Here is a 24,080-nt window from a genome sequence, read left to right as displayed (position 1 = left end):
GGCTCCCCTGCGAAGGCGCGGGAGTATCGCACATTCGGACGCTGTCTGGCAGCGTCCTCTGCCCCTGGCGTGAAACTTTTCGATGAACCTGCTCAAATCCCTGGCCGCGGTCAGCTCCATCACCATGATTTCCCGGGTGCTCGGCTTCGTGCGCGATACCATCCTGGCGCGGGTGTTCGGCGCCGGCATCGCTACCGATGCCTTCTTCATCGCCTTCAAATTGCCCAACCTGCTGCGGCGGATCTTCGCCGAAGGCGCGTTCTCCCAGGCCTTCGTGCCGATCCTTGCCGAGTACAAGACCCAGCAGGGCGAGGAGGCCACCCGTACCTTCATCGCCTATGTCAGTGGCCTGCTGACCCTGATCCTGGCGCTGGTCACCGCCATCGGCATCCTCGCCGCGCCCTGGGTGGTCTGGGTCACGGCACCGGGGTTTGTCGACAGCACCGAGAAGTACGAGCTGACCACCGCGCTGCTGCGGGTGACCTTTCCTTATATATTGCTGATCTCGCTGTCGTCGTTGGTCGGTGCGATCCTCAACACCTGGAACCGCTTCAGCGTGCCGGCGTTCACCCCCACGTTGCTCAACGTGGCGATGATTGCCTTCGCCGTGCTGCTCACGCCCTACTTCGACCCACCGATCATGGCCCTGGCCTGGGGCGTGCTGGCCGGTGGCCTGGCGCAACTGCTGTACCAGCTGCCGGCGCTGAAGAAGATCGGCATGCTCGTGCTGCCGCGCCTGAACCTGCGCGATACCGGCGTGTGGCGCGTGCTCAAGCAGATGCTGCCGGCGATCCTTGGGGTATCGGTGAGCCAGATCTCGCTGATCATCAACACCATCTTCGCCTCCTTCCTGGTGGCCGGCTCGGTGTCCTGGATGTATTACGCCGACCGCCTCATGGAGCTGCCCTCCGGCGTGCTGGGCGTGGCCCTGGGCACCATCTTGCTGCCGACCCTGGCCAAGACCTACGCCAACCAGGACCGTGAGGAGTATTCACGGATCCTCGACTGGGGCCTGCGCCTGTGCTTCCTGCTGGTGCTGCCCTGCACCCTGGCCCTGGGCATCCTCGCCGAACCGCTGACCGTGGCGCTGTTCCAGTACGGCAAGTTCACCGCCTTCGACGCAGCCATGACCCAGCGGGCGCTGGTCGCATATTCGGTGGGGCTGATGGCGATCATCCTGGTCAAGGTGCTGGCACCTGGCTTCTATGCGCAGCAGAATATCCGCACACCGGTGAAGATCGCCGTGTTCACGCTGGTGTGCACGCAGTTGCTCAACCTGGCCCTTGTCGGCCCGCTGGCCCATGCCGGGCTGGCCCTGGCGATCAGCCTGGGCGCCTGCCTGAACGCCGGCCTGCTGTACTGGAAGCTGCGCAGCCAGCAACTGTTCCAGCCGCAACCGGGCTGGGCGATGTTCCTGCTCAAGCTGGTGCTGGCAGTGGCGTTGATGTCGGGCGTGCTGTTGCTGGGCATGCACTACATGCCGGCCTGGGAGCAGGGCAACATGCTCGAGCGCTTCGTGCGCCTGGGCGCTCTGATCGTCGCCGGTGTGGTGACCTATTTCGGTTGCCTGTACCTGTGTGGTTTCCGCCCACGGCATTTCGCCCGCAAGGCGCTGCACTGAGGCGCGAAAAGGGTCAGGCGTCGGTTTTTCGCATTCCATACCCCGTGGTGGCGCTGCTGCCTGTCACCAGCGCCCGGGTGTGGTTATAATCGGCCACTTTATGAGCAAGAAGCGCGTTATGCAGCTGGTTCGAGGTCTTCACAACCTGCGCCCCGAGCACCGGGGCTGTGTCGCCACCATTGGCAACTTCGACGGGGTCCACCGCGGCCACCAGGCGATCCTCGCGCGCCTGCGCGAACGTGGCCAGGAACTCGGCCTGCCCACCTGCGTGGTGATCTTCGAGCCACAGCCTCGCGAGTATTTTGCCCCGGATACCGCGCCGGCCCGCCTGGCGCGCCTGCGTGACAAGGTCGAGCTGCTGGCCGGCGAGGGCATCGACCGGGTGCTGTGCCTGTCGTTCAACCAGCGCCTGAGCCAGCTCAGCGCCGAGCAGTTCGTCAAGGCGGTGCTGGTCGATGGCCTGGGCGTGCGCCACCTCGAAGTGGGCGACGACTTCCGCTTCGGCTGCGACCGCGCCGGTGATTTCGCCTTCCTCACCGAAGCCGGCAAGCGCCATGGCTTCAGCGTCGAGGCAGCCAACACGGTCATCCAGGACGGCCTGCGGGTCAGCAGCACCGAAGTGCGCAAGGCCCTGGCCGATGGCAACTTCGAGCTGGCCGAACACCTGCTGGGCCGCCCGTACCGCATTACCGGCCGCGTGTTGCATGGCCAGAAGCTGGCCCGCCAGCTCGGCACCCCTACCGCCAACATCCAGCTCAAGCGCCGTCGCGTGCCGCTGTCCGGGGTCTACCTGGCCAGCATCGAGATCGACGGCCAGCAGTGGCCGGGTGTCGGTAATATCGGAGTACGCCCCACCGTTGCCGGTGACGGGCGTCCTCACCTGGAGATTCATCTCCTGGACTACGCCGGTGACCTCTATGGCCGGCGCCTGACGGTGGAATTCCACCACAAGCTGCGTGAAGAGCAGCGTTTCGCCTCCCTGGAGGCGCTGAAGTCGGCGATCGACGCGGACATCGCCGCCGCACGTGCCCACTGGCACGCTCAACCGCTAACGAAGAGCCTGAAATGACCGACTACAAAGCCACGCTTAACCTTCCGGACACCGCCTTCCCCATGAAGGCCGGCCTGCCTCAGCGCGAACCGCAGATCCTGCAGCGCTGGGACAGCATTGGCCTGTACCAGAAGCTGCGCGAAATTGGCAAGGATCGTCCGAAGTTCGTCCTGCACGACGGCCCGCCCTATGCCAACGGCAAGATCCATATCGGTCATGCGCTGAACAAGATTCTCAAGGACATGATCGTCCGCTCCAAGACCCTGTCGGGCTTCGACGCCCCGTACGTACCGGGCTGGGACTGCCACGGCCTGCCGATCGAACACAAGGTCGAGGTCACCCATGGCAAGCACCTGTCCGCCGACCGCACCCGCGAGCTGTGCCGCGAGTACGCAGCCGAGCAGATCGAAGGGCAGAAGACCGAGTTCATCCGCCTGGGCGTGCTGGGTGACTGGGACAATCCGTACAAGACCATGAACTTCGCCAACGAGGCCGGGGAGATCCGCGCCCTGGCCGAGATGGTCAAGCAAGGCTTCGTGTTCAAAGGCCTGAAGCCTGTGAACTGGTGCTTCGATTGCGGTTCGGCCCTGGCCGAAGCCGAAGTCGAGTATGCCGACAAGAAGTCCCAGACCATCGACGTCGCCTTCCCGGTCGCCGACGAGGCCAAGCTGGCCGCTGCCTTCGGCCTGGCCGCGCTGGCCAAGCCCGCCGCCATCGTGATCTGGACCACCACCCCGTGGACCATCCCGGCCAACCAGGCGCTGAACATCCACCCGGACTTCACCTACGCGCTGGTCGATACCGGCGAGCGCCTGCTGGTGCTGGCCGAAGAGCTGGTCGAGTCGTGCCTGAAACGCTATGCCCTGGAAGGTTCGGTCATTGCCACCGCCCCGGGTTCGGCCCTCGAGCTGATCAACTTCCGTCACCCGTTCTACGACCGCCTGTCGCCGATCTACCTGGCCGAATACGTCGAGCTGGGCGCCGGTACCGGCGTGGTGCATTCCTCGCCCGCCTACGGTGAAGATGACTTCGTCACCTGCAAGCGCTACGGCATGGTCAACGACGACATCCTCACCCCGGTGCAGAGCAACGGCGTGTACGTCGAGTCGCTGCCGTTCTTCGGCGGCCAGTTCATCTGGAAGGCCAACCCGGCCATCGTCGACAAGCTCAGCGAAGTCGGCGCGTTGATGCACACCGAAACCATCAGCCACAGCTACATGCACTGCTGGCGCCACAAGACCCCGCTGATCTACCGCGCCACCGCGCAGTGGTTCGTCGGCATGGACAAGCAGCCCACCAGCGGCGACAACCTGCGCGAGCGCTCGCTCAAGGCCATCGAAGAGACCAAGTTCGTTCCGGCCTGGGGCCAGGCGCGCCTGCACTCGATGATCGCCAACCGTCCGGACTGGTGCATCTCGCGTCAGCGCAACTGGGGCGTGCCGATCCCGTTCTTCCTGGACAAGCAGACCGGTGAACTGCACCCACGTACCGTCGAGCTGATGGAAGAAGTGGCCAAGCGCGTCGAGCAGCAAGGCATCGAGGCCTGGTTCAAGCTGGATGCCGCCGAACTGCTGGGCGATGAAGCCGGCCAGTACGACAAGATTTCCGACACCCTTGACGTCTGGTTCGACTCCGGCACCACGCACTGGCACGTGCTGCGCGGCTCCCACGATATCGGCCACGCCACCGGCCCGCGCGCCGACCTGTACCTGGAAGGCTCCGACCAGCACCGCGGCTGGTTCCACTCTTCCTTGCTGACCGGCTGTGCCATCGACGGCCACGCGCCGTACCGCGAGCTGCTGACCCACGGCTTCACCGTGGACGAGAACGGCCGCAAGATGTCCAAGTCGCTGGGCAACACCATCGAGCCGGAAAAGGTCAACAACACCCTGGGTGCCGACATCCTGCGCCTGTGGGTCTCCGCCACCGACTACTCCGGTGAGATGGCCGTTTCCGAGCAGATCCTGCAGCGCAGCGCCGACGCCTACCGCCGCATCCGCAACACCGCGCGCTTCCTGCTCTCCAACCTGTCCGGCTTCGACCCGGCCCGCGACCTGCTGCCGGCCGAGGACATGCTGGCCCTGGACCGTTGGGCGGTCGACCGCACTCTGCTGCTGCAGCGCGAGCTGGAGGAGCACTATGGCGAGTACCGTTTCTGGAACGTCTACTCGAAGATCCACAACTTCTGCGTGCAGGAGCTTGGTGGCTTCTATCTCGACATCATCAAGGACCGCCAGTACACCACCGGCGCCAACAGTGTCGCCCGCCGCTCCTGCCAGACCGCGCTGTACCACATCAGCGAGGCGCTGGTGCGCTGGATCGCGCCGATCCTGGCGTTCACCGCCGACGAGATCTGGCAGTACCTGCCGGGCGAGCGCAACGAGTCGGTGATGCTCAACACCTGGTACCAGGGCCTGACGGAACTGCCGGCCGACGCCGAGCTGGACCGCGCCTACTGGGACCGCGTGATGGCGGTCAAGGCGGCGGTCAACAAGGAGCTGGAGAACCAGCGCACCGCCAAGGTCATCGGTGGCAACCTGCAGGCCGAAGTCACCCTGTTCGCCGAAGAGGGCCTGACCGCCGACCTGAACAAGCTCGGCGACGAGCTGCGCTTCGTGCTGATCACCTCGGCCGCCAGCGTGGTGCCGTTCGTCCAGGCCCCGGCCGATGCCGTGGCAACCGAAGTGGAAGGTCTCAAGCTGAAGGTGGTCAAGTCCGGCCATGTCAAATGCGGCCGTTGCTGGCACTTCCGCGCCGATGTGGGCAGCCACCCGGAGCATCCGGAAATCTGCGCCCGTTGCGTCGACAACCTGAGCGGTTCGGGCGAGGTGCGCCACTATGCCTAATGCGTCCGCGGGGCGTTTCGGGCGCCTTGCCTGGCTCTGGCTGAGCCTGGTGGTGCTGGTCCTCGACCAGGCCACCAAGGTCTACTTCGAGGGCGCGCTGAGCCTGTACCAGCAGATTGTGGTCATCCCTGACTACTTCAGCTGGACACTGGCCTACAACACCGGCGCGGCGTTCAGCTTCCTGGCCGACAGCTCCGGCTGGCAGCGCTGGCTGTTCGCCGTGATCGCCGTGGTGGTCAGCGCCGTGCTGGTGGTCTGGCTCAAGCGTCTGGGGCGTAACGAGACCTGGCTGGCCGTGGCCCTGGCCCTGGTGCTGGGCGGTGCATTGGGCAACCTGTACGACCGCGTGGTGCTCGGCCATGTGGTCGACTTCATCCTGGTGCACTGGCAGAACCGCCACTATTTCCCGGCCTTCAACCTGGCCGACAGCGCCATTACCGTGGGCGCGGTGATGCTGGCGCTGGATATGTTCAAGAGCAAGAAGTCCGAGGAAGCCGTCCATGACTGAGACCCGTATCGGCCAGAACACCGAAGTCACCCTGCACTTCGCGCTGCACCTGGAAAACGGCGACACCGTCGACAGCACCTTCGACAAGGCCCCGGCCACGTTCAAGGTCGGCGACGGCAACCTGCTGCCGGGCTTCGAGAACGCCCTGTTCGGCTTCAAGGCCGGTGACCAGCGCAAGCTGAGCATCGCCCCGGAGAACGCCTTCGGCCAGCACAACCCGCAGAACGTGCAGGTGATGCCGCGCTCGCAGTTCGAAGGCATGGAGCTGTCCGAAGGGCTGCTGGTGATCTTCAACGATGCCGCCAACACCGAACTGCCAGGTGTGGTAAAAGCGTTCGACGATAACCAGGTGACCATCGATTTCAACCATCCACTGGCTGGCAAGACCCTGAACTTCGAGGTGCAGATCCTCGACGTGAAGGCCGTGTGAGCCTGGAGCCGAGCATGCAAATCAAACTCGCCAACCCGCGCGGCTTCTGTGCGGGGGTCGACCGGGCGATCGAGATCGTCAACCGCGCCCTGGAAGTCTTCGGCCCGCCGATCTACGTGCGCCACGAAGTGGTGCACAACAAGTTCGTGGTCGAAGACCTGCGCAACCGTGGCGCGGTGTTCGTCGAAGAGCTGGACCAGGTGCCGGACGACGTCATCGTCATCTTCAGCGCCCATGGCGTTTCCCAGGCCGTGCGCCAGGAAGCCGCGGGCCGTGGCCTGAAGGTGTTCGATGCCACCTGCCCGCTGGTGACCAAGGTGCATATCGAGGTGGCCAAGTACAGCCGTGATGGCCGTGAGACCATTCTCATCGGCCATGAAGGGCACCCGGAAGTCGAAGGCACCATGGGCCAGTACGACGCCAGCAACGGCGGTGCCATCTACCTCGTCGAGGACGAGGACGATGTTGCCAGGCTGCAGGTGAACGACCCCGACCACCTGGCTTTCGTCACCCAGACCACGTTGTCGATGGACGACACCAGCCGGGTGATCGACGCCCTGCGCGCACGCTTCCCGAACATCGGTGGCCCGCGCAAGGACGACATCTGCTACGCCACGCAAAACCGCCAGGACGCCGTCAAGCAACTGGCCGACGAGTGTGACGTGGTGCTGGTGGTCGGCAGCCCCAACAGCTCCAACTCCAACCGCCTGCGCGAGTTGGCCGAGCGCATGAGCACCCCGGCCTACCTGATCGACGGTGCCGAGGACCTGCAACGCAGCTGGTTCGACGGTGTCCAGCGCATCGGCATCACCGCCGGTGCCTCGGCGCCCGAAGTGCTGGTGCGTGGCGTGATCGAGCAGCTCAAGGCCTGGGGCGCCACCGGCGCCGAAGAGCTCGACGGCCGCGAAGAGAACATCACCTTCTCGATGCCCAAGGAACTGCGGGTTCGCTCGCTGATCTGACTTAGTCACCTGCACAGCGGCGGCCCTCGTCGCTGCGCAGGCTGACCCGGCCACTGGGGCTCAGCACCACCTGATGCTGGCTGCCAGGCCCGCTGCGCTGGCAGATGTCCAGCGTGATGCCGACAAAGCCTTCCCCTATCGGTGCGCCCCGCCTGCTGAAGCGCACCTCCCGCGCAGAACTGGCTACTACCTTTACCGGCTTGGCCAGGCGATGTTCGCGCAACATCTGGCCGTCGTGCTCTTGCGACACGCGCCAGCCTTTGCCCCAGTCACCTTCCAATGGATGAACCGTCAGCGCCTGTTGTTGCAGCGCGGCCTGGTTGCGCGCGGCGCGCAGTGCCTGCGCCAGTTCCCGGGCGACGGCGGCCAGCTGCAGGGTTTCGCCGAGCCTGGCGTAGGCCGTTGTCCCCAGGTGTGTCAGCAGGCTGCCAATCATCAGTGCGCACATCATTTGTAGCAGTGTTACGCCTTGTTGCTTCACCGTGCATTCCTCCCTGGAAGTGCTTCGCTGTAGCTTCCGGCCTGGCCGCGCGAGGCGCCAGTCAGCCGGTTCGGGCAGACGGCGAGGAAAGATCCCAGGAGGGCGACGATGCGAGCGAAGGACGGCGGGATGACGCTGCTGGAGGTGCTGCTGGCGATGACGGTGCTGGCGCTTGGGGTGTTCGCCGCAGCGGCCATGCAGGTGCGTGGCATGCAGGCGGCCGAGAGCACCCGGCGCGATGGTCAGGCGTTGCAACTGGCTCAGGGCATGCTCGAGCGGGTGAGGGCCAGCGGCACGCTCGAAGCGGGGGAGGAGAGTGCCTGGCGCTCGCGGGTCACCCAGGTGCTTGGCGCCTCGGCACAGGGGCGGATCAGGCGCCACGCCGGCATGTTGGAGCTGCAGGTGAACTGGCCGGCCCAGGCAGAGGGTCGCCCGGCCTTGCAGTTGCAGGGCAAGGTACTGCCATGAAACGCGGGCAAGCGGGCGCCGGGCTGGTCGAAGTGTTGTTGGCCGTGGCCCTGGGGGCGTTGTTGCTGGTGGCGGCGGGCCAGTTGTTCGGCCAGGCCTATCAGGCCTGGCGGCTGCAAGGCGCGGTGGCGAGGCTGCAGGACGATGCGCGCCTGGTCCTGCAGCGCCTGGCCGAGGATATCCGCATGGCGGGCATGTTCGGCTGCCTGCGCCTGGAGGCGGCGGACTTCGCCGATCCGCAGGCTGCGCTAGCCTTCGCCAGGCCAATCGAGGTCAACGCTGACAGCCTCACGCTGGTAGGCGCCGAGCTGCCGGGATTGCTCGGTGCGCCGGACTGGACCGTGCTAACCGACTGTCGCAGTTGGGCGCAGGTCCTGCGTGGCCAGCATGTGCCTGGCGATGCCCTGCTGGCCTTGCCGGTGCGCCGGGTTACCTACCGCGTGCGCAATGGCAGCCTGATGTTCACCAGCAACGCCCAGCATGCCAGCCTGGTCGACAATGTCCGGGCCCTGCGGGTGCGCCAGGGCGACGGTCGCGTCGATATCGAGTTGCTCATGCAGGACCGCGAACATCGGCTGGAGCAGCGCCATGCACTGAGCGTGGCCGTGCGCAATCCTGGGGCTGGCGCATGATTCGCCAGCGTGGCGTGGTGCTCTTGCTGGCCCTGAGCCTCAGCCTGCTGCTTGGCCTGCTGACCGCTCTGGGCATGCGCGAGGCCTTGCTGCAGGCGCGGCAGGTCGGCGAACAATGGCGCAGGGCGCAGGCCTTCGAACAAGCCGAAGCCAGCCTGGTGGAAGGGGCCGCGTTGCTGCAAGGCGGGTTGCCTGCGTTGTGTCTTGACTGCCTGCCGCCTGAGCTGCCGACGGCATCACCTGCCGCGCCGTGGCGAACCACCGACAGTGGCTACGTGCTGCTCCAGCACCTGGGGCAAACACTCCGTGCCGTCGGCCTGCCGCGAGACAAGCGGGTCGACCTCGTGCGGATCACGGCGCTGAGCCACCAGGTGCGTGGCCGACAATTCCTGGAAGCGGTCTATGCCGTGGACGGGCAGGGCAGTATCGGACGCATCAGCTGGCGGCAGCGCCTGGAGGAGGGCTGATATGCAGCGGGGCCTTGGTCTGATCGAATTATTGATTGTCGTGGCGCTGATCGGCATGCTGGCAGCCATTGCCTACCCCAGTTACAGCGACCAGCTACGCCGTGCCGCGCGCGGCGAGGTGGTCGGGCTGCTGCAGGACGCGGCGTTGCGCCTGGAACAGCATCACGCGCATGTCGGCGGCTATGCCGACAGCGAGCAGCTTGTCACGGTATTGTCGGCTGGCAGCCGCTACTACCGCCTGCAGGTACAGCGCGACGAAGACGCTTTCACACTGCTTGCCCGCCGTGTGACGGAGACGTTCATGGCAGGCGACCGCTGTGGCGACTTCCGCCTCGATCACGCTGGCGTGCGTGACAACCCGGGCGGCAGCGAAGACGAGCAGACATGCTGGGGAAGCTGAAGATCAAAAGGTGCCCGCGCACCGTGGAATTACTTCAGGTGTTGGATCGAACGATGAGCAAGCAAGTAGTGATTGTCGGCGGTGGCGTCATCGGCCTGCTGACGGCGTTGAACCTGGCGGCGGATGTCGACCGGGTGGTGGTGTGCGACCAGGGCGAAGTAGGGCGTGAGTCGTCCTGGGCCGGTGGCGGCATCGTCTCGCCGTTGTACCCCTGGCGTTATAGCCCGGCGGTGACGGCGCTGGCGCATTGGTCGCAGGATTTCTATCCACAGCTGGGCGAGCGTCTGTTCGCCAGCACCGGCATCGACCCGGAGGTCCACACCACCGGGCTGTACTGGCTGGACCTGGACGACGAAGCCGAGGCGCTGGCCTGGGCGGCGCGTGAGCAACGGCCGCTCAGCGCCGTGGATATCTCGGCTGCTTATGACGCGGTGCCCGTGCTGGGAGCGGGCTTCCACCGCGCCGTGTACATGGCGGGCGTGGCCAACGTGCGCAACCCGCGGCTGGTGAAGTCGCTCAAGGCGGCGCTGCTGGCGCTGCCCAACGTGACCCTGCGCGAACATTGCCAGATCAGCGGTTTTGTCCATGAAGGCGGGCGTGTCGCCGGGGTACGTACCGAGCAGGGTGTGCTGGCTGCCGACGAGGTGGTGCTCAGTGCCGGTGCCTGGAGCGGCGATCTGCTGCAGACTTTGGGCCTGAGCCTGCCGGTGGAGCCGGTGAAAGGGCAGATGATCCTGTTCAAGTGCGCCGAGGACTTTCTGCCGAGCATGGTCCTGGCCAAGGGCCGCTACGCGATCCCGCGTCGCGACGGGCATATCCTGGTCGGCAGCACTCTGGAGCATGCCGGTTACGACAAGACCCCGACCGCGGATGCACTTGAGAGTCTGAAGGCTTCGGCGGTGGAGCTGCTGCCGGCGCTGGCAGATGCCGAGGTGGTGGGGCACTGGGCTGGCCTGCGCCCTGGGTCGCCGGAAGGCATCCCTTACATTGGCGCGGTGCCGGGGCATGAGGGGCTATGGCTGAACTGCGGCCATTACCGCAACGGGCTGGTGCTGGCGCCGGCGTCTTGCCAGCTGTTCAGCGACCTGCTGCTGGGGCGTGCGCCGATCATCGATCCGGCGCCGTATGCGCCGCAAGGGCGTTTGGCTTAAGTTCGTCGGGCCCGCTGTGCGGGCCTTTCGCCGGCAAGCCGGCTCCCACAACGACTGCGCTGGCTTCGAACCTTGTGGGAGCCGGCTTGCCGGCGAAAGGCCGCAGGGCAGCCTCGCTCAGCGCGGTTGCCCCGGCCCTTGCTCCAGATGCTGCTGGCTGCAATACCAGTCCTTGCCCAACTGCAACGCCCGGTCATTGGGCAGGTGCACGCCGCAATGGGCGCAACGCACCATCTGCAGCGGGTCCTGCAGGCGCGGTTCGGCAGGCGATTGCTGACTGGTCTTGAACTTGCGCCACAGCCAGAACGCGGCGGCGATCAGGGCGATCCAGAAAAGTAGGCGAACCATGGTGTCCAGCTTGTCGAATGAAGAAGGCGACAGTCTAGGACGCGGCCAATAAAAAAGGGAGGCCTCGGGCCTCCCTTTCTTTGCATGCGACGTATCAGTCGAACAGACCGAAGGTCATATAGCTGAACCAGCTGCGGTCCTTCTCGGCTTCCTTCGGACCTTCCGGCAGGATCGGGTCGCCGTTCTCGTCCTTGGGCAGCAGTTCTTCGGGCATCTCGGAGCGGGCGTCCTGGAACTGCTTGACCACGTCCTGGTTGGCGCGGGTCTCGCCCGGCGGCAGCGGGGTCTTGGTCTCGATCAGGCCCAGGGTGGCCTTGGACAGCCACGAGCGGTTGCCGTTTTCGTCGACCTTGGTGACGAACTGGCCATCGACCAGGCTCGGGTGGTCCGGGTAGTTGAGCTTGAGGGTCTCGAGGCTGGTGGCGGCCAGTTCGTCCAGGTGCATGCGCTGGTACGACTCGACCATCACCGCCAGGCCGTCACCCACCGACGGGGTTTCCTGGAAGTTCTCCACCACATAGCGGCCACGGTTGGCGGCGGCCACATAGGCCTCGCGGCTCAGGTAGTAGTTGGCCACGTGGATTTCGTAGGAGGCCAGCAGGTTGCGCAGGTAGATCATGCGCTGCTTGGCGTCCGGGGCGTAGCGGCTGTTGGGGAAGCGGCTGGTCAGCTGGGCGAATTCGTTGTACGAGTCGCGGGCGGCGCCCGGGTCACGCTTGGTCATGTCCAGCGGCAGGAAGCGCGCCAGCAGGCCGCGGTCCTGGTCGAACGAGGTCAGGCCCTTGAGGTAGTAGGCGTAGTCGACGTTCGGGTGCTGCGGGTGCAGGCGGATGAAGCGCTCGGCAGCCGACTTGGCGGCCTCGGGCTCGGAGTTCTTGTAGTTGGCGTAGATCAGCTCGAGCTGGGCCTGGTCGGCGTAGCGGCCGAACGGGTAGCGCGACTCCAGGGCCTTGAGCTTGTTCACGGCGCTGGTATAGCTGGAGTTGTCCAGGTCGGCCTGCGCCTGCTGGTACAGCTCGGCCTCGCTGAGGTTCTCGTCAATGACTTCCTTGTTCGAGGAACAGGCAGCGGTGAGCCCGAGGATGGCGATCAGCAGCAGGTGTTTCACTTGCATGGCGGCTTGCGTCCCTTTGACGGCCGCTGTCTTGGGCGGTGCCGTCCTGTTATGATGAGCGCCCCCGGCCAAACCCCGGGGCAAAAGAAGCCGTATTTAACCACAAGCGCGCAGCCGAAACCAAAGGCTGAACGCCCGTCGATTCGAGCATGTCCGAGATCATTCAACTTAGCGCAGAGGTCCCGTCCGAACTGGGCGGCCAACGCCTCGACCAGGTCGCCGCCCAATTGTTCGCCGAGTACTCGCGTTCGCGCCTGTCCTCGTGGATCAAAGATGGCCGCCTGACCGTCGATGGCGCGGTGCTGCGGCCGCGCGACACCGTCCACACCGGCTCCATCCTGGCCCTCGAGGCCGAGCAGGAGGCCCAGGGCGAATGGGTGGCTCAGGACATCGAGCTGGACATCGTCTATGAAGATGACCAGATCCTGGTGATCAACAAGCCGGCCGGGCTGGTGGTCCACCCGGCGGCGGGGCACCCCGACGGCACCCTGCTCAATGCCCTGCTGCACCATGTGCCGGACATCATCAACGTACCGCGCGCCGGTATCGTGCACCGCCTGGACAAGGACACCACGGGCCTGATGGTGGTGGCCAAGACCCTGCAGGCGCAGACCAATCTGGTCGACCAGCTGCAGAAGCGCTCGGTCAGCCGCATCTACGAGTGCATCGTGGTCGGCGTGGTGATCGCCGGCGGCAAGATCGACGCCCCGATCGGCCGCCACGGCGGCGAGCGCCAGCGCATGGCGGTCACCGATGGCGGCAAGCCAGCCGTCAGCCACTACCGCGTGCTCAAGCGCTTCCGCTCGCACACCCATGTGCGGGTCAAGCTGGAGACCGGCCGTACCCACCAGATCCGTGTGCACATGGCGCATGTGGGCTATCCGCTGGTCGGCGACCAGACCTACGGCGTGCGCTTCCGCATTCCGCCGGCCGCCAGCGTGGCCATGGTCGAGGCGGTGAAGAACTTCCCGCGCCAGGCCCTGCACGCTCGCTTCCTGGCCCTGGATCACCCGACCACCGGTGAGCGCATGGAATGGGCCTCGCCGCTGCCGGACGACTTCCTCTGGCTGCTGTCGCTGCTCAACGACGACCGCGAGAGCTTCATCGGATGAGTGGCCTGACGCAGGCGCTGATCATTCCCGACTGGCCGGCCCCGGCCTCGGTACGCGCCTGTGTCACCACCCGCGAGGGCGGCGTCAGCCTGCCGCCCTATGAATCCTTCAATCTTGGCGATCATGTGGGCGATGACCCCGCTGCGGTTGCCGAGAACCGTCGTCGCCTGAGCGACGAATTCGCCATCCAGCCAGCCTGGCTCAAGCAGGTACACGGGCTGGTGGTGGCCGATGCCGACCCTGCCGTGGTCGCCGAGGCCGATGCCAGCTGGAGCGACCAGCCAGGCATCGCCTGCACCGTGATGACCGCCGATTGCCTGCCCGCCTTGTTCTGCGACCGCGCCGGCACCCGCGTGGCCGCCGCCCATGCCGGCTGGCGCGGTTTGGCCGGTGGCGTGCTGGAAGCCACCCTCGACCGCCTGGCCCTGCCACCTGAAGAGGTGCTGGTGTGGCTGGGCCCGGCCATCGGGCCGCAGGCGTTCGAGGTCGGCATGGAAGTGCGCGATGCCTTTACCGCCGTGCATCCCGAGGCGGCCGCGGCGTTCGTCGACGGCGAGCGGCCGGGCAAGTTGATGGCCGATATCTACCAGCTGGCGCGGATTCGCCTGGCGGCGCGTGGGGTGACTGCCGTTTATGGCGGAGGGTTCTGCACGGTCAGCGATCCACGCTTCTTCTCTTATCGCCGTACCCCGCAGGGTGGGCGGTTTGCTTCACTGGTGTGGCTCAGCCCTCGCTAAGCCTGGGGCCGCTTCGCGGCCCAATCGCTGGCAAGCCAGCTCCCACATGCCAAAGTCTGTACTGCCCCTGTGGGAGCCGGCTTGCCGGCGATTGGGCTGCGCAGCAGCCCCGGCAATATCAATCCCATCACCACCCTGCTGACCTCCGTCAACCCCGCTACGCTTGAATCTTCCAGAATCACCCTTATCTATTGGTCATCTCAGGCAGGTTCATCATTACAGGTGCTGTCCATCGCTCCGCCTGCCCTTTAAAGGAAGGTATCCCCCATGCGAATAGACCGACTGACCAGCAAGCTGCAACTCGCGTTATCCGATTCCCAATCCCTGGCCGTGGGCATGGACCACCCGGCCATCGAGCCCCTGCACCTGCTGCAGGCGCTGATCGACCAGCAGGGCGGCTCGATCAAGCCGCTGCTGATGCAGGTCGGCTTCGACGTCAACAGCCTGCGCAAGGCGCTGACCAAAGAGCTCGACCAGCTGCCGAAAATCCAGAACCCCACCGGCGACGTGAACATGTCGCAGGACCTGGCGCGCCTGCTCAACCAGGCTGACCGCCTGGCCCAGCAGAAGGGCGACCAGTTCATCTCCAGCGAGCTGGTGCTGCTCGCCGCCATGGACGAGAACAGCAAGGTGGGCAAGCTGCTGCTCGGCCAGGGCGTGAGCAAGAAGGCCCTGGAAAACGCCATCAACAACCTGCGCGGCGGCGCGGCAGTGAACGACGCCAACGCCGAGGAATCGCGCCAGGCCCTGGACAAGTACACTGTCGACCTGACCAAGCGCGCCGAGGAAGGCAAGCTCGACCCGGTAATCGGCCGTGACGACGAGATCCGCCGCACCATCCAGGTGCTGCAACGCCGTACCAAGAACAACCCGGTGTTGATCGGTGAGCCCGGCGTCGGCAAGACCGCCATCGCCGAAGGCCTGGCCCAGCGCATCATCAACGGCGAAGTGCCCGATGGCCTCAAGGGCAAGCGCCTGCTGGCGCTGGACATGGGCGCGCTGATCGCCGGCGCCAAGTACCGCGGCGAGTTCGAAGAGCGCCTCAAAGGCCTGCTCAACGAACTGAGCAAGCAGGAAGGCCAGATCATCCTGTTCATCGACGAGCTGCACACCATGGTCGGCGCTGGTAAAGGCGAGGGCGCCATGGACGCCGGTAACATGCTCAAGCCGGCCCTGGCCCGTGGCGAACTGCACTGCGTAGGCGCCACCACGCTCAACGAGTACCGCCAGTTCATCGAGAAGGACGCAGCCCTCGAGCGCCGCTTCCAGAAGGTGCTGGTCGAAGAGCCGAGCGAGGAAGACACCATCGCCATCCTGCGCGGCCTGAAAGAACGCTATGAAGTGCACCACAAGGTGGCCATCACCGACGGCGCGATCATTGCCGCGGCCAAGCTCAGCCACCGCTACATCACCGACCGCCAGCTGCCGGACAAGGCCATCGACCTGATCGACGAAGCCGCCAGCCGCATCCGCATGGAGATCGACTCCAAGCCGGAGGTGCTCGACCGCCTCGACCGGCGCCTGATCCAGCTGAAGGTGGAATCCCAGGCGCTGAAGAAGGAAGAAGACGAAGCGGCGAAGAAACGCCTGGAAAAACTGACCGAGGAAATCGAGCGTCTGGAGCGCGAGTATTCCGACCTCGAAGAAATCTGGGCCTCGGAAAAGGCCGAGGTGCAAGGTTCGGCGCAGATCCAGCAGAAGATCGAGCAGGCCCGCCAGGAACTGGAAGCCGCGCGCCGCAAGGGCGACCTCAGCCGCATGGCCGAGCTGCAGTACGGGGTGATCCCGGACCTGGAGCGCAGCCTGCAGATGGTCGACCAGCACGGCAAGACCGACAACCAGCTGCTGCGCAACAAGGTCACCGAGGAAGAGATTGCCGAAGTGGTGTCCAAGTGGACCGGCATCCCGGTGGCGAAGATGCTCGAAGGCGAGCGTGAGAAACTGCTGAAGATGGAAAGCCTGCTGCACGAACGGGTGATCGGCCAGGACGAGGCGGTGACCGCCGTGGCCAACGCCGTGCGCCGTTCCCGCGCCGGGCTGTCCGACCCGAACCGCCCGAGTGGTTCGTTCCTGTTCCTTGGGCCCACCGGGGTGGGCAAGACCGAACTGTGCAAGGCGCTGGCCGAGTTCCTCTTCGACACCGAAGAGGCCATGGTGCGCATCGACATGTCCGAGTTCATGGAGAAACACTCCGTGGCGCGTCTGATCGGTGCCCCACCAGGGTACGTGGGCTATGAAGAGGGCGGTTACCTGACCGAGGCCGTGCGCCGCAAGCCATACTCGGTGGTGCTGCTCGACGAGGTGGAGAAAGCCCACCCGGATGTGTTCAACGTGCTGCTGCAGGTGCTGGAGGATGGTCGCCTGACCGACAGCCACGGCCGTACCGTGGACTTCCGCAACACCGTGATCGTGATGACCTCCAACCTGGGCTCGGCACAGATCCAGGAACTGGCCGGTGACCGCGAAGCGCAGCGTGCGGCAGTGATGGACGCGGTGGGCGCGCACTTCCGCCCGGAGTTCATCAACCGTATCGACGAAGTGGTGGTGTTCGAACCGCTGGGCCGCGAGCAGATCGCCGGTATCACCGAGATTCAGCTTGGCCGCCTGCGTGGTCGCCTGGCCGAGCGCGAGCTGTCGCTGAGCCTGAGCCCGGAGGCGTTGGACAAGCTGATTGCCGTCGGTTACGACCCGGTGTACGGCGCACGGCCATTGAAGCGTGCGATCCAGCGCTGGATCGAGAACCCGCTGGCGCAGTTGATCCTGGCGGGCGAGTTCCTGCCGGGTGCGGCGATCACCGCGAAGGTGGAGGGCGACGAGATCGTCTTCGCCTGACCCGCAGTAAACGAAGAGCCCCGCGTCAGCGGGGCTTTTTTATGTGTGCTGTCCGGCCTTATCGCGGGGCAAGCCCGCTCCCACGCCGATCTGCGCCAGAAGATACCCAATGCGTGGGAGCGGGCTTGCCCCGCGATAAGGCCAGTGCAGGCAGCGCAAACCCCTGATTTTCCGGCTTCCCAGCTAACTTGCTGAAAATTTTGAAAAAAGTGCTTGCACAAAAATCAGAGTGCCCCTAATATTCGCCCCGCTGTCAGGCACTGAGCAGATCGCCAGCAACACCGACGATCTGAAAACAACTTACAAATCAGTAAGTTGAACGAAAAAAAGTGGTTGACAAGCAAAACGAAGAATGTAGAATAGCCGGCCTCAGCAGCGACAACGCGAAAGCGGATAGCCAAAGAGATCGAAGCTAACACAGGCTTCGAAGCAGTAAAGATGTACCGAAGTTCAGTTCCGCGATAGCTCAGTCGGTAGAGCAAATGACTGTTAATCATTGGGTCCCTGGTTCGAGTCCAGGTCGCGGAGCCAATCTCGGGGTGTAGCGCAGTCCGGTAGCGCGCCTGCTTTGGGAGCAGGATGTCAGGAGTTCGAATCCCCTCACCCCGACCATTTTCCGGGTCGTTAGCTCAGTTGGTAGAGCAGTTGGCTTTTAACCAATTGGTCGTAGGTTCGAATCCTACACGACCCACCATGTAAAAAGGGCATCTCGAATGAGATGCCCTTTTTCTTTTGTCCGCGATTTATATCCCCGCCCTTTGCTACCCTGTGGCCTTCGCCCGCAGGAGCGCCCGCGCATGCCACTCAAAGCCAGTGTTTTCATTGCCTCCAGCCTGGATGGCTTTATCGCCCGCGAGGACGGCGGCCTCGATTGGTTGATGGGGGCGACTCAGTCCAGCGACGACCATGGCTATGCCGGTTTCATGGCGGGCGTCGATACGTTGGTAATGGGGCGCGGCACCTTCGACAAGGTCATGACCTTTGGTGAGTGGCCGTACCCTGATACGCGAGTGGTGGTGGTCAGCAGTACGCTCGAGGCACTGCCCAGGGGTGTGTCAGGGCGCGTCGAGCTGCATCCGGGGCCGATCCCGGCGTTGCTCGAGCACCTGCAGGCCACGGGCGCAAAGAGCCTCTACCTGGATGGCGGCAAGCTGATTCAAGGGTTCTTGCGCGAGGGGCTGGTGGATGAACTGACCATCACCCGCATCCCCGTGCTGCTGGGGCAGGGGATACCGTTGTTCGGCGAGTTGGCGAAGGATGTGCTGTTGCAGCACATGAAGACGACCAGTTACGAGAGTGGGTTCGTGCAGAGCACGTATCGCGTGGTCAAGTAAACAGTAGCGGCCGCGTTGATTCGGCTCGATCCCTGTAGGAGCGGCTTCAGCCGCGATCACCCGCAAAGCGGGTGCCAGGCACCGCAGTGCCTGCATCGCGGCTGAAGCCGCTCCTACAGAGCAACCTCAAGGGCTGGAAGCCTCAGTGCAGCTTTAGGCGCGGCTCGGTGCCCCGCCCAATCTTGCTGCCCAGCATCAGCATCAAGGTGCGGAAGGTCCCGTACAGCGCCATCTGGTGCATGCGATACAGCGACACATAGAACATCCGCGCCAACCAGCCCTCCAGCTTCACGCTGCCCATCAGGTTACCCATCAAGTTACCCACCGCCGAGAAGCGTGACAGCGATACCAGCGAGCCGTAGTCCTTGTACTCGTAGGTCGGCAGCGGTTTGTTCTCCAGGCGCAGCTTGATGCTCTTGGCCAGCAGCGAGGCCTGCTGGTGCGCGGCCTGGGCCCGTGGCGGCACGTTGCGGTCGGTGCCCGGCTGCGGGCAGGCGGCGCAGTCGCCGAAGGCGAAGATGTTGTCGTCCAGGGTGGTCTGCAGGGTCGGGCGCACCACCAGTTGGTTGATGCGGTTGGTCTCCAGGCCGTCGATGTCCTTGAGGAAGCCCGGCGCGCGAATGCCCGCCGCCCAGACCTTCAAGCTGGCCTGGATCACTTCGCCGGCCGCTGTCTTCAGGCCATCCTCGGTCACTTCGCTGACCGCGGCATTGGTCATCACCGTCACCCCGAGTTTTTCCAGGGTCTTGTGCACCGGCACGCTGATGCGCTCCGGCAGCGCCGGCAACACCCGTGGGCCCGCTTCGATGAGGGTGATGTGCATGTCTTTCGGCTGGATCTTGTCCAGGCCATAGGCCGCCAGCTCGTGGGCGGCGTTGTGCAGCTCGGCCGCCAGTTCCACGCCGGTGGCGCCGGCACCGACGATGGCCACGCTGATCTGCTCGCTGGCCACATCACCCGCGTGGGCGCGCAGGTAGTGGTTGAGCAGTTGCTGATGGAAGCGCTCGGCCTGCTTGCGGCTGTCGAGGAACAGGCAGTGCTGCGCCGCGCCCAGGGTGCCGAAATCGTTGGTATTGCTGCCCACGGCGATCACCAGGGTGTCGTAGCCGATGGTGCGCGCAGGCAGCAGCTCACGGCCCTCGTCGTCGAGGGTCGCGGCCAGCTGGATCAGTTTACTTTCGCGGTCCAGGCCGCTCATGCGCCCCATCTGGAAGTTGAAGTGGTTCCACTTGGCCTGGGCCACGTAGTTCAGTTCGTCTTCCGAGGAGTTCAGCGAGCCGGCCGCCACTTCGTGCAGCAGTGGCTTCCAGATGTGCGTCAGGTTGGCATCAACCAGGGTGATCTCGGCCTGTTTGCGCTTGCCCAGGCTTTTACCCAGGCGGGTCGCCAGTTCCAGGCCGCCGGCGCCGCCGCCGACAATCACGATGCGATGAGTCATGGGGATATCTCACAAGTTTTACGGAATTCGTGGACACAAGGTCCGGCCGCATCCGGCATGAGAGGCGGGCGAGCGCGAGGCAGCTCATAGCACCAGTCCACTCAGCAGGCGGCTCAACAGGCCCAGACCGATGGTCACGGCCACCACCAGCAGCAGGAGCAGCCACGGCCGGAAGGGCCGGCGCTCGACTTGATGCTGGGGGGCGCTCAGATACTCATCGACGCGACGCTGATCTTCAGGATTCAGGCGGCTGGTCATGGTGGGCCTCGTCAGATAGACGTTCGTGACTGCGTGCACGCCACAGCGCTCACGCAAACGCATGGGTCGAATGATAATGCTTTCTATCCCTGGCGCCGAGTGTACGTGATCGCAAAGACACCCGGCACTGGATCAAAGACTGATGCCTACGTCGAACACGATGCTGCGCCCCAGGTTGCCGCGCAGGAAATCCGGCGCGTCCGGGTGGGCGAACAGCACCCGGGCGAAAGTCGGCCCCACCAGCGACAGCGACCGCCAGCCCTGGCGCAGGTACTCGGTGGGCGGCGGGAAATGGCTATTGAGGTCGAGCACTTCGCGCTTGAGGCTGGCGAAGGCGATGATGTCCAGCTCGCTCAGGTCCAGCCCGCGCTCGCGGTAGTTGTGCGACTTCTTGCGCAGGGTCGGCGCCAGGCGCGCCAGCAGCTCCTGGGCGCTGATGCGCCGGGGCCGCTGCTCGCGGCGCACCAGCTGGGCCAGGGAGAAGGCGCTGCGCCGCCGTTGCAGCTCCTCGCGCCATTCATCGTTGAGCCGGCGGCCCTCGTCGAGCACGAAGAACACCTCGAACGCCGCGTCGCGGAACAGCACGTCCGGTGGCTCTTGCCCGGCCGGGGTGAAATCCTCGCTGCGGTAGGGGATGTTCAGCCCTTGCAGCAGGCGCTGGCAGACCCAACGCTCGCGCTCCCATTTGCGGGCATTGGACAGGAACGCATTGGCTTGCTCGGCCTGGATGGTAAGCAGGCGCAGGTAGTCTGAGTCATCCATGGGGACAAGCTTAGTCGCTAATTGATGACGGTAAGATGCTGTTTGTGCGTAGGAATCAGCCCAGCACCAGCCACTGCTGCACCACCCCCAGCAGATGCAGCAGCCCGCCGCCCAGGCAAATGGCCGAACTGACCGCGATAAACCGCCGGCTTCGCCCGGTGCCGGCCAGCACCAGCGGCCCCAGCAGGCCCCGCGCCAGGTACACCAGGGTGATCAGGCAGATCACCGGCAACAGCAAGGGCAACGGGCGCATCAGCCCAGCCGCTGACAAGGCATAGGCCGACCAGACGAGCAGCACCGCCGCGATCGCCGCAGTGACCAGGGCCGGGTAGACGCGCCCTTGCTCCGCCGCCCTGGCCATGCGCTCGCCAGCGCCGAACAAGCGGTACCAACGCGGGCCAACGGCGATCACCGCCAGGTGCAGCACGCCGGCGATGGCGCTGAACGCCGCGCCGAGCAGCAGCGGCAGGTTAAGTCCTTCAGGCATGGTGGACGCGTCCTGCATCGAAATGAGGTGCCAGCCTATAGCAACCGGCTGAAAGGGAGAATGGGTGTAGACTCAGGCTTGTCCACATGGCCGACAGGGATATTGTTCAGGTGATCAGCGCACAAGTCTTGTCCAGCACCAGCCTTACCCTTGGCTGGATAGGTTACGTGCCCCTGCTGATCTGGGCCGCCAGCCGCACCCGCTGGGTCGAGCTGTTCACTGACACCCGCCGCCAGCACCTGCTGTTCGGCACGGTGTTCTGCCTGTTCATACTCTGGCTGGTGCGCCGCGACTTCGATACCGGGGTGTCGTACCACTTTATCGGCATGACCGCCGTCACCCTGCTGCTGGACTGGCCATTGGCCGTGCTCGGCGGCTTTCTCGCCCAGCTTGGCCTGTTGCTGATGGGCCGCCAGGACCTTGCCGCCATCGGCGTCAACGGCCTGCTGATCGTCGGCCTGCCGGTGCTGGTCACCGAGGTGTGCGCGATCCTGGTCGAGCGCGCCCAGCCGCGTAACCTGTTCGTTTATATCTTCTGTTGCGGGTTTTTCCCGGCGGCGTTGACGGTGTTGCTGTGCCTGGCGGCGGGGTTGGGGGTGCTGTGGATGGACGAGCGTTTCGCCATGCCGGAATGGCTAAGCGACTTCGTTGGCTACCTATGGCTGATGATGTTCCCCGAGGCGTTCATCAATGGCACGGTGATCAGTGCGCTGGTGGTGTTCTGCCCGGAGTGGCTGGAGACCTTCAACCGCAGCCGCTATTTGCAGGCGCCGTGGAAGGATGAAGAGCGCTAAAGCGTTATCGAGTGGCCTCTCGCCGGCAAGCCGGCTCCCACACCGACCGCGTAAACCTAAAGCCAAGCGCCGTCCCTGTGGGAGCTGGCTTGCCAGCGATGGGCCGCAACGCGGCCCCAGGATTCAAGCAGCAGCTGTTGTCAAGGCTGCGCGATCCGTTTAGTGCCGCGGCTCCAGATCCCCCGAATACAGCTCATCCTCGGACTCCTCCGCCCCGGCGATCTTGTGCTCCTCGGCCGCCCAGGCGCCCAGGTCGATCAACTTGCAGCGGTCCGAGCAGAACGGCCGGAACGGGCTCTGCTCGCCCCATTCCACGGGCGCCCCGCAGGTCGGGCAATCAACGGTCATCGGCTGGCTCATGGCTGGCCTCCTCGTAAAGTCAGGTAAAAGTGGTGCAGGCGGTCGATTTCGTCGTGCAGCGATTGCAGGTCACGATCATTGACCACCACGTCATCGGCATGGCGCAGGCGTTCTTCCCGGGCCAGCTGGGCCTTGAGAATCGCCTGCACCTGTTCCGCGCTGGTGTTGTCGCGGGCCAAGGTGCGTTGCACCTGCAACTCGGTCGGCGCATCGATCACCAGGATGCGCTGGGTCTTCTGGTGCTGCCCCGACTCGATCAACAGCGGCGAAACGTACACCGCATAGGGCGTCTCGGCCTTGGCCAGGTAGCTGAAGATCTCCTGGCCGATCAGCGGGTGCAGCAGTTGTTCCAACCATTGCCGTTGGCTCGGGTCGGCGAAGATGAGTTGGCGCAGGGCGCCACGGTCGAGCTGGCCGTCCGCCTGCAGCACGCCTGCGCCAAAGCGCTCGACGATGCTGGCCAGGGCAGGGCGCCCCGGCTCGACGACCCAGCGCGCGGCCTGGTCGGCATCGACCAGGTGCACGCCCAGTTCGACGAAACGTTCGGCGGCGGCGCTCTTGCCGCTGCCGATGCCGCCAGTGAGGCCAAGAATCCAGGGTGTGAAGGGCGCTGTGCTCATCAGGTTCCAAGCAGTTGCAGGTATGAGGCGACTATTTCATCACCCCAGAGCAATGCGATCCACCCCGCAATGGCCAGATAAGGCCCGAAAGGCAATGCCGCGCCCATTTGCGTGCGCTTGAAACGCACCAGGGTCAGCCCGATCAGCGCCCCCACCAAGGACGCCAGCATCAAGGTCAGCGGCAGGATCTGCCAGCCGCCCCAGGCACCGAGCATGGCCAGCAGCTTGAAGTCGCCAAAGCCCATGCCCTCCTTGCCGGTGATCAGCTTGAAGACCCAGTACACCGACCACAAACTCAGGTAACCCGCCACCGCGCCCCACAGCGCATCGCTCAGCGGCACCAGCAGCCCGAAGGCGTTGCCGATCAACCCCAGCCACAACAGCGGCAGCACCAGCACATCCGGCAGCAACTGGTGCTCGGCATCGATCAGGCTCAAGGCGATCAATCCCCAGGTCAGCAGCATCACTGCCAGCGCCTCCACGCCTGGCCCGAAATGCCAAGCGACCAACAGCGACAGCAGCGCGGTGGCCAGCTCCACGAGTGGATAACGCGCACTGATCCGTGCCTTGCACCCCGAGCAACGCCCACGCAAGGCCAGGTAACTCAGCACAGGAATGTTTTCCCACGCGCGAATCTGGCGCTGGCAGTGCGGGCAGCGCGAAGCCGGCAGGCACAGGTCGAAGCGCTCGTGCTCGGCCTGCGGCAGCCCCAGCACCTCCTTCGCCTCCCGCTGCCATTGGCGCTCGAGCATGATCGGCAGCCGGTACGCCAGCACATTGAGAAAACTGCCCACCAGCAGCCCCAGCACTGCGGCCAGGGCGTAGAAAAACGGCGGATGTTCGACGATTACGGTCCAGGCATTCATG

At 64.9% G+C, this 24,080-nt stretch carries 26 protein-coding genes and 3 tRNA genes; 19 read left to right on the top strand and 10 right to left on the bottom strand.

Annotated features, from left to right (window positions below; translation table 11 throughout):
* Positions 1 to 82: 82 nt before the first annotated feature.
* The 6 genes from murJ (at position 83) to ispH (ending at position 7,418) form a co-directional block, all read left to right on the top strand.
* On the top strand, positions 83 to 1,621 hold the full coding sequence (gene murJ / locus ACZ9C1_RS14590) for a murein biosynthesis integral membrane protein MurJ (protein WP_457378122.1): 1,539 nt from the start codon (positions 83 to 85) through the stop codon (positions 1,619 to 1,621).
* A 118-nt stretch (positions 1,622 to 1,739) separates the two neighbouring features.
* A complete protein-coding gene (gene ribF / locus ACZ9C1_RS14585) occupies positions 1,740 to 2,690 on the top strand; it encodes a bifunctional riboflavin kinase/FAD synthetase (RefSeq protein WP_102682160.1) in 951 nt (316 codons plus the stop codon).
* A complete protein-coding gene (ileS, locus tag ACZ9C1_RS14580) occupies positions 2,687 to 5,518 on the top strand; it encodes an isoleucine--tRNA ligase (protein ID WP_110700075.1) in 2,832 nt (943 codons plus the stop codon). Before ribF ends, ileS begins: the two co-directional genes overlap by 4 nt.
* Positions 5,511 to 6,026, top strand: a complete 516-nt coding sequence (gene lspA / locus ACZ9C1_RS14575; RefSeq protein ID WP_102682158.1) for a signal peptidase II — start codon at positions 5,511 to 5,513, stop codon at positions 6,024 to 6,026. The genes ileS and lspA overlap by 8 nt, the downstream gene beginning before the upstream one ends.
* Positions 6,019 to 6,456 carry an FKBP-type peptidyl-prolyl cis-trans isomerase gene (locus ACZ9C1_RS14570; RefSeq protein WP_023629753.1) on the top strand — a complete coding sequence of 146 codons (438 nt, stop codon included), beginning with the start codon at positions 6,019 to 6,021 and terminating at the stop codon, positions 6,454 to 6,456. Before lspA ends, ACZ9C1_RS14570 begins: the two co-directional genes overlap by 8 nt.
* A 14-nt stretch (positions 6,457 to 6,470) precedes the next feature.
* Positions 6,471 to 7,418: a 4-hydroxy-3-methylbut-2-enyl diphosphate reductase gene (gene ispH, locus ACZ9C1_RS14565; protein WP_102682157.1), complete on the top strand. Its 948-nt coding sequence runs from the start codon at positions 6,471 to 6,473 to the stop codon at positions 7,416 to 7,418.
* A 1-nt stretch (position 7,419) separates the two neighbouring features.
* On the opposite strand, the gene ACZ9C1_RS14560 is transcribed toward ispH, so the two are convergent.
* Positions 7,420 to 7,854 carry a GspH/FimT family protein gene (locus tag ACZ9C1_RS14560; protein WP_476254114.1) on the bottom strand — a complete coding sequence of 145 codons (435 nt, stop codon included), beginning with the start codon at positions 7,852 to 7,854 and terminating at the stop codon, positions 7,420 to 7,422.
* 153 nt (positions 7,855 to 8,007) lie between these two features.
* On the opposite strand from ACZ9C1_RS14560, the gene pilV reads away from it, so the two are divergent.
* From pilV to thiO, 5 genes are read left to right on the top strand one after another with little or no spacing between them, the layout of a single operon-like run.
* Entirely contained in the window at positions 8,008 to 8,367 is a 360-nt protein-coding gene (pilV, locus tag ACZ9C1_RS14555; RefSeq protein WP_476254113.1) for a type IV pilus modification protein PilV, read from the top strand.
* Entirely contained in the window at positions 8,364 to 8,999 is a 636-nt protein-coding gene (locus tag ACZ9C1_RS14550) for a PilW family protein (RefSeq protein WP_476254112.1), read from the top strand. The genes pilV and ACZ9C1_RS14550 overlap by 4 nt, the downstream gene beginning before the upstream one ends.
* Complete coding sequence (locus ACZ9C1_RS14545; RefSeq protein ID WP_476254111.1) at positions 8,996 to 9,466, top strand: hypothetical protein; 471 nt, start codon at positions 8,996 to 8,998, stop codon at positions 9,464 to 9,466. The genes ACZ9C1_RS14550 and ACZ9C1_RS14545 overlap by 4 nt, the downstream gene beginning before the upstream one ends.
* Before the next feature lies 1 nt (position 9,467).
* A complete protein-coding gene (locus ACZ9C1_RS14540) occupies positions 9,468 to 9,866 on the top strand; it encodes a type IV pilin protein (RefSeq protein WP_476254110.1) in 399 nt (132 codons plus the stop codon).
* Between the two features lie 53 nt (positions 9,867 to 9,919).
* Complete coding sequence (gene thiO / locus ACZ9C1_RS14535) at positions 9,920 to 11,017, top strand: glycine oxidase ThiO (RefSeq protein WP_457378128.1); 1,098 nt, start codon at positions 9,920 to 9,922, stop codon at positions 11,015 to 11,017.
* Between the two features lie 117 nt (positions 11,018 to 11,134).
* Here thiO and ACZ9C1_RS14530 read toward each other — a convergent pair whose 3' ends face one another.
* Both ACZ9C1_RS14530 and ACZ9C1_RS14525 read right to left on the bottom strand, forming a co-directional pair.
* Positions 11,135 to 11,365, bottom strand: a complete 231-nt coding sequence (locus ACZ9C1_RS14530) for a PP0621 family protein (RefSeq protein ID WP_102682150.1) — start codon at positions 11,363 to 11,365, stop codon at positions 11,135 to 11,137.
* A gap of 94 nt (positions 11,366 to 11,459) precedes the next feature.
* The gene (locus ACZ9C1_RS14525) at positions 11,460 to 12,479 is read right to left on the bottom strand and encodes an outer membrane protein assembly factor BamD (RefSeq protein ID WP_046854166.1); all 1,020 of its coding nucleotides are present in this window, start codon (positions 12,477 to 12,479) and stop codon (positions 11,460 to 11,462) included.
* Positions 12,480 to 12,628: 149 nt separating this feature from the next.
* Between ACZ9C1_RS14525 and rluD the strand changes: the two genes are divergently transcribed.
* From rluD to ACZ9C1_RS14490, 7 genes are all read left to right on the top strand, one after another.
* The gene (gene rluD / locus ACZ9C1_RS14520; protein WP_038706814.1) at positions 12,629 to 13,591 is read left to right on the top strand and encodes a 23S rRNA pseudouridine(1911/1915/1917) synthase RluD; all 963 of its coding nucleotides are present in this window, start codon (positions 12,629 to 12,631) and stop codon (positions 13,589 to 13,591) included.
* Entirely contained in the window at positions 13,588 to 14,328 is a 741-nt protein-coding gene (pgeF, locus tag ACZ9C1_RS14515; RefSeq protein ID WP_476254109.1) for a peptidoglycan editing factor PgeF, read from the top strand. The genes rluD and pgeF overlap by 4 nt, the downstream gene beginning before the upstream one ends.
* 267 nt (positions 14,329 to 14,595) lie before the next feature.
* Positions 14,596 to 17,160, top strand: a complete 2,565-nt coding sequence (gene clpB, locus ACZ9C1_RS14510; RefSeq protein ID WP_102682148.1) for an ATP-dependent chaperone ClpB — start codon at positions 14,596 to 14,598, stop codon at positions 17,158 to 17,160.
* A 455-nt stretch (positions 17,161 to 17,615) separates the two neighbouring features.
* Positions 17,616 to 17,691 (top strand) — tRNA-Asn (locus ACZ9C1_RS14505).
* Between the two features lie 4 nt (positions 17,692 to 17,695).
* Positions 17,696 to 17,772 (top strand) — tRNA-Pro (locus ACZ9C1_RS14500).
* A gap of 6 nt (positions 17,773 to 17,778) precedes the next feature.
* Positions 17,779 to 17,854 (top strand) — tRNA-Lys (locus ACZ9C1_RS14495).
* Between the two features lie 103 nt (positions 17,855 to 17,957).
* Positions 17,958 to 18,494 (top strand): dihydrofolate reductase family protein, encoded by a 537-nt coding sequence (locus tag ACZ9C1_RS14490; RefSeq protein WP_198755446.1) that lies wholly within the window; start codon positions 17,958 to 17,960, stop codon positions 18,492 to 18,494.
* Positions 18,495 to 18,636: 142 nt separating this feature from the next.
* On the opposite strand, the gene ACZ9C1_RS14485 is transcribed toward ACZ9C1_RS14490, so the two are convergent.
* The 4 genes from ACZ9C1_RS14485 to ACZ9C1_RS14470 form a co-directional block, all read right to left on the bottom strand.
* Positions 18,637 to 19,932, bottom strand: a complete 1,296-nt coding sequence (locus tag ACZ9C1_RS14485) for an NAD(P)/FAD-dependent oxidoreductase (RefSeq protein ID WP_476254108.1) — start codon at positions 19,930 to 19,932, stop codon at positions 18,637 to 18,639.
* Between the two features lie 84 nt (positions 19,933 to 20,016).
* Positions 20,017 to 20,190: a DUF3094 family protein gene (locus tag ACZ9C1_RS14480; protein WP_023631877.1), complete on the bottom strand. Its 174-nt coding sequence runs from the start codon at positions 20,188 to 20,190 to the stop codon at positions 20,017 to 20,019.
* Between the two features lie 132 nt (positions 20,191 to 20,322).
* Positions 20,323 to 20,952 (bottom strand): DUF1780 domain-containing protein, encoded by a 630-nt coding sequence (locus ACZ9C1_RS14475; protein ID WP_038706811.1) that lies wholly within the window; start codon positions 20,950 to 20,952, stop codon positions 20,323 to 20,325.
* Positions 20,953 to 21,007: 55 nt separating this feature from the next.
* Positions 21,008 to 21,439 carry a hypothetical protein gene (locus ACZ9C1_RS14470; protein ID WP_111532045.1) on the bottom strand — a complete coding sequence of 144 codons (432 nt, stop codon included), beginning with the start codon at positions 21,437 to 21,439 and terminating at the stop codon, positions 21,008 to 21,010.
* An 86-nt stretch (positions 21,440 to 21,525) separates the two neighbouring features.
* On the opposite strand from ACZ9C1_RS14470, the gene ACZ9C1_RS14465 reads away from it, so the two are divergent.
* Positions 21,526 to 22,233 carry an energy-coupling factor ABC transporter permease gene (locus ACZ9C1_RS14465; RefSeq protein ID WP_102682144.1) on the top strand — a complete coding sequence of 236 codons (708 nt, stop codon included), beginning with the start codon at positions 21,526 to 21,528 and terminating at the stop codon, positions 22,231 to 22,233.
* Between the two features lie 159 nt (positions 22,234 to 22,392).
* Here the strand turns inward: ACZ9C1_RS14465 and yacG are convergent, their stop codons facing one another.
* From yacG to ACZ9C1_RS14450, 3 genes are read right to left on the bottom strand one after another with little or no spacing between them, the layout of a single operon-like run.
* A complete protein-coding gene (gene yacG / locus ACZ9C1_RS14460; RefSeq protein ID WP_046854173.1) occupies positions 22,393 to 22,593 on the bottom strand; it encodes a DNA gyrase inhibitor YacG in 201 nt (66 codons plus the stop codon).
* Positions 22,590 to 23,213, bottom strand: a complete 624-nt coding sequence (gene coaE / locus ACZ9C1_RS14455; protein ID WP_038706809.1) for a dephospho-CoA kinase — start codon at positions 23,211 to 23,213, stop codon at positions 22,590 to 22,592. The genes yacG and coaE overlap by 4 nt, the downstream gene beginning before the upstream one ends.
* Positions 23,213 to 24,079, bottom strand: coding sequence for a prepilin peptidase (locus ACZ9C1_RS14450; protein ID WP_476254107.1), 867 nt, complete (start codon positions 24,077 to 24,079; stop codon positions 23,213 to 23,215). Before ACZ9C1_RS14450 ends, coaE begins: the two co-directional genes overlap by 1 nt.
* Between the last annotated feature and the right edge of the window lies 1 nt (position 24,080).

It is taken from the genome of Pseudomonas sp. TE21435, from assembly GCF_056279265.1.
This window is presented reverse-complemented; position numbering and strand designations above follow the sequence as displayed.

What these genes read in the sequence shown, in the direction of transcription:
- murJ (WP_457378122.1), top strand. Translation starts at nt 83, where the DNA reads ATGAACCTGCTCAAATCCCTGGCCGCGGTCAGCTCCATCACCATGATT.
- ribF (WP_102682160.1), top strand. Translation starts at nt 1,740, where the DNA reads ATGCAGCTGGTTCGAGGTCTTCACAACCTGCGCCCCGAGCACCGGGGC.
- ileS (WP_110700075.1), top strand. Translation starts at nt 2,687, where the DNA reads ATGACCGACTACAAAGCCACGCTTAACCTTCCGGACACCGCCTTCCCC.
- lspA (WP_102682158.1), top strand. Translation starts at nt 5,511, where the DNA reads ATGCCTAATGCGTCCGCGGGGCGTTTCGGGCGCCTTGCCTGGCTCTGG.
- ACZ9C1_RS14570 (WP_023629753.1), top strand. Translation starts at nt 6,019, where the DNA reads ATGACTGAGACCCGTATCGGCCAGAACACCGAAGTCACCCTGCACTTC.
- ispH (WP_102682157.1), top strand. Translation starts at nt 6,471, where the DNA reads ATGCAAATCAAACTCGCCAACCCGCGCGGCTTCTGTGCGGGGGTCGAC.
- ACZ9C1_RS14560 (WP_476254114.1), bottom strand. Translation starts at nt 7,854, where the DNA reads ATGATTGGCAGCCTGCTGACACACCTGGGGACAACGGCCTACGCCAGG.
- pilV (WP_476254113.1), top strand. Translation starts at nt 8,008, where the DNA reads ATGCGAGCGAAGGACGGCGGGATGACGCTGCTGGAGGTGCTGCTGGCG.
- ACZ9C1_RS14550 (WP_476254112.1), top strand. Translation starts at nt 8,364, where the DNA reads ATGAAACGCGGGCAAGCGGGCGCCGGGCTGGTCGAAGTGTTGTTGGCC.
- ACZ9C1_RS14545 (WP_476254111.1), top strand. Translation starts at nt 8,996, where the DNA reads ATGATTCGCCAGCGTGGCGTGGTGCTCTTGCTGGCCCTGAGCCTCAGC.
- ACZ9C1_RS14540 (WP_476254110.1), top strand. Translation starts at nt 9,468, where the DNA reads ATGCAGCGGGGCCTTGGTCTGATCGAATTATTGATTGTCGTGGCGCTG.
- thiO (WP_457378128.1), top strand. Translation starts at nt 9,920, where the DNA reads ATGAGCAAGCAAGTAGTGATTGTCGGCGGTGGCGTCATCGGCCTGCTG.
- ACZ9C1_RS14530 (WP_102682150.1), bottom strand. Translation starts at nt 11,365, where the DNA reads ATGGTTCGCCTACTTTTCTGGATCGCCCTGATCGCCGCCGCGTTCTGG.
- ACZ9C1_RS14525 (WP_046854166.1), bottom strand. Translation starts at nt 12,479, where the DNA reads ATGCAAGTGAAACACCTGCTGCTGATCGCCATCCTCGGGCTCACCGCT.
- rluD (WP_038706814.1), top strand. Translation starts at nt 12,629, where the DNA reads ATGTCCGAGATCATTCAACTTAGCGCAGAGGTCCCGTCCGAACTGGGC.
- pgeF (WP_476254109.1), top strand. Translation starts at nt 13,588, where the DNA reads ATGAGTGGCCTGACGCAGGCGCTGATCATTCCCGACTGGCCGGCCCCG.
- clpB (WP_102682148.1), top strand. Translation starts at nt 14,596, where the DNA reads ATGCGAATAGACCGACTGACCAGCAAGCTGCAACTCGCGTTATCCGAT.
- ACZ9C1_RS14490 (WP_198755446.1), top strand. Translation starts at nt 17,958, where the DNA reads ATGCCACTCAAAGCCAGTGTTTTCATTGCCTCCAGCCTGGATGGCTTT.
- ACZ9C1_RS14485 (WP_476254108.1), bottom strand. Translation starts at nt 19,932, where the DNA reads ATGACTCATCGCATCGTGATTGTCGGCGGCGGCGCCGGCGGCCTGGAA.
- ACZ9C1_RS14480 (WP_023631877.1), bottom strand. Translation starts at nt 20,190, where the DNA reads ATGACCAGCCGCCTGAATCCTGAAGATCAGCGTCGCGTCGATGAGTAT.
- ACZ9C1_RS14475 (WP_038706811.1), bottom strand. Translation starts at nt 20,952, where the DNA reads ATGGATGACTCAGACTACCTGCGCCTGCTTACCATCCAGGCCGAGCAA.
- ACZ9C1_RS14470 (WP_111532045.1), bottom strand. Translation starts at nt 21,439, where the DNA reads ATGCCTGAAGGACTTAACCTGCCGCTGCTGCTCGGCGCGGCGTTCAGC.
- ACZ9C1_RS14465 (WP_102682144.1), top strand. Translation starts at nt 21,526, where the DNA reads ATGGCCGACAGGGATATTGTTCAGGTGATCAGCGCACAAGTCTTGTCC.
- yacG (WP_046854173.1), bottom strand. Translation starts at nt 22,593, where the DNA reads ATGAGCCAGCCGATGACCGTTGATTGCCCGACCTGCGGGGCGCCCGTG.
- coaE (WP_038706809.1), bottom strand. Translation starts at nt 23,213, where the DNA reads ATGAGCACAGCGCCCTTCACACCCTGGATTCTTGGCCTCACTGGCGGC.
- ACZ9C1_RS14450 (WP_476254107.1), bottom strand. Translation starts at nt 24,079, where the DNA reads ATGAATGCCTGGACCGTAATCGTCGAACATCCGCCGTTTTTCTACGCC.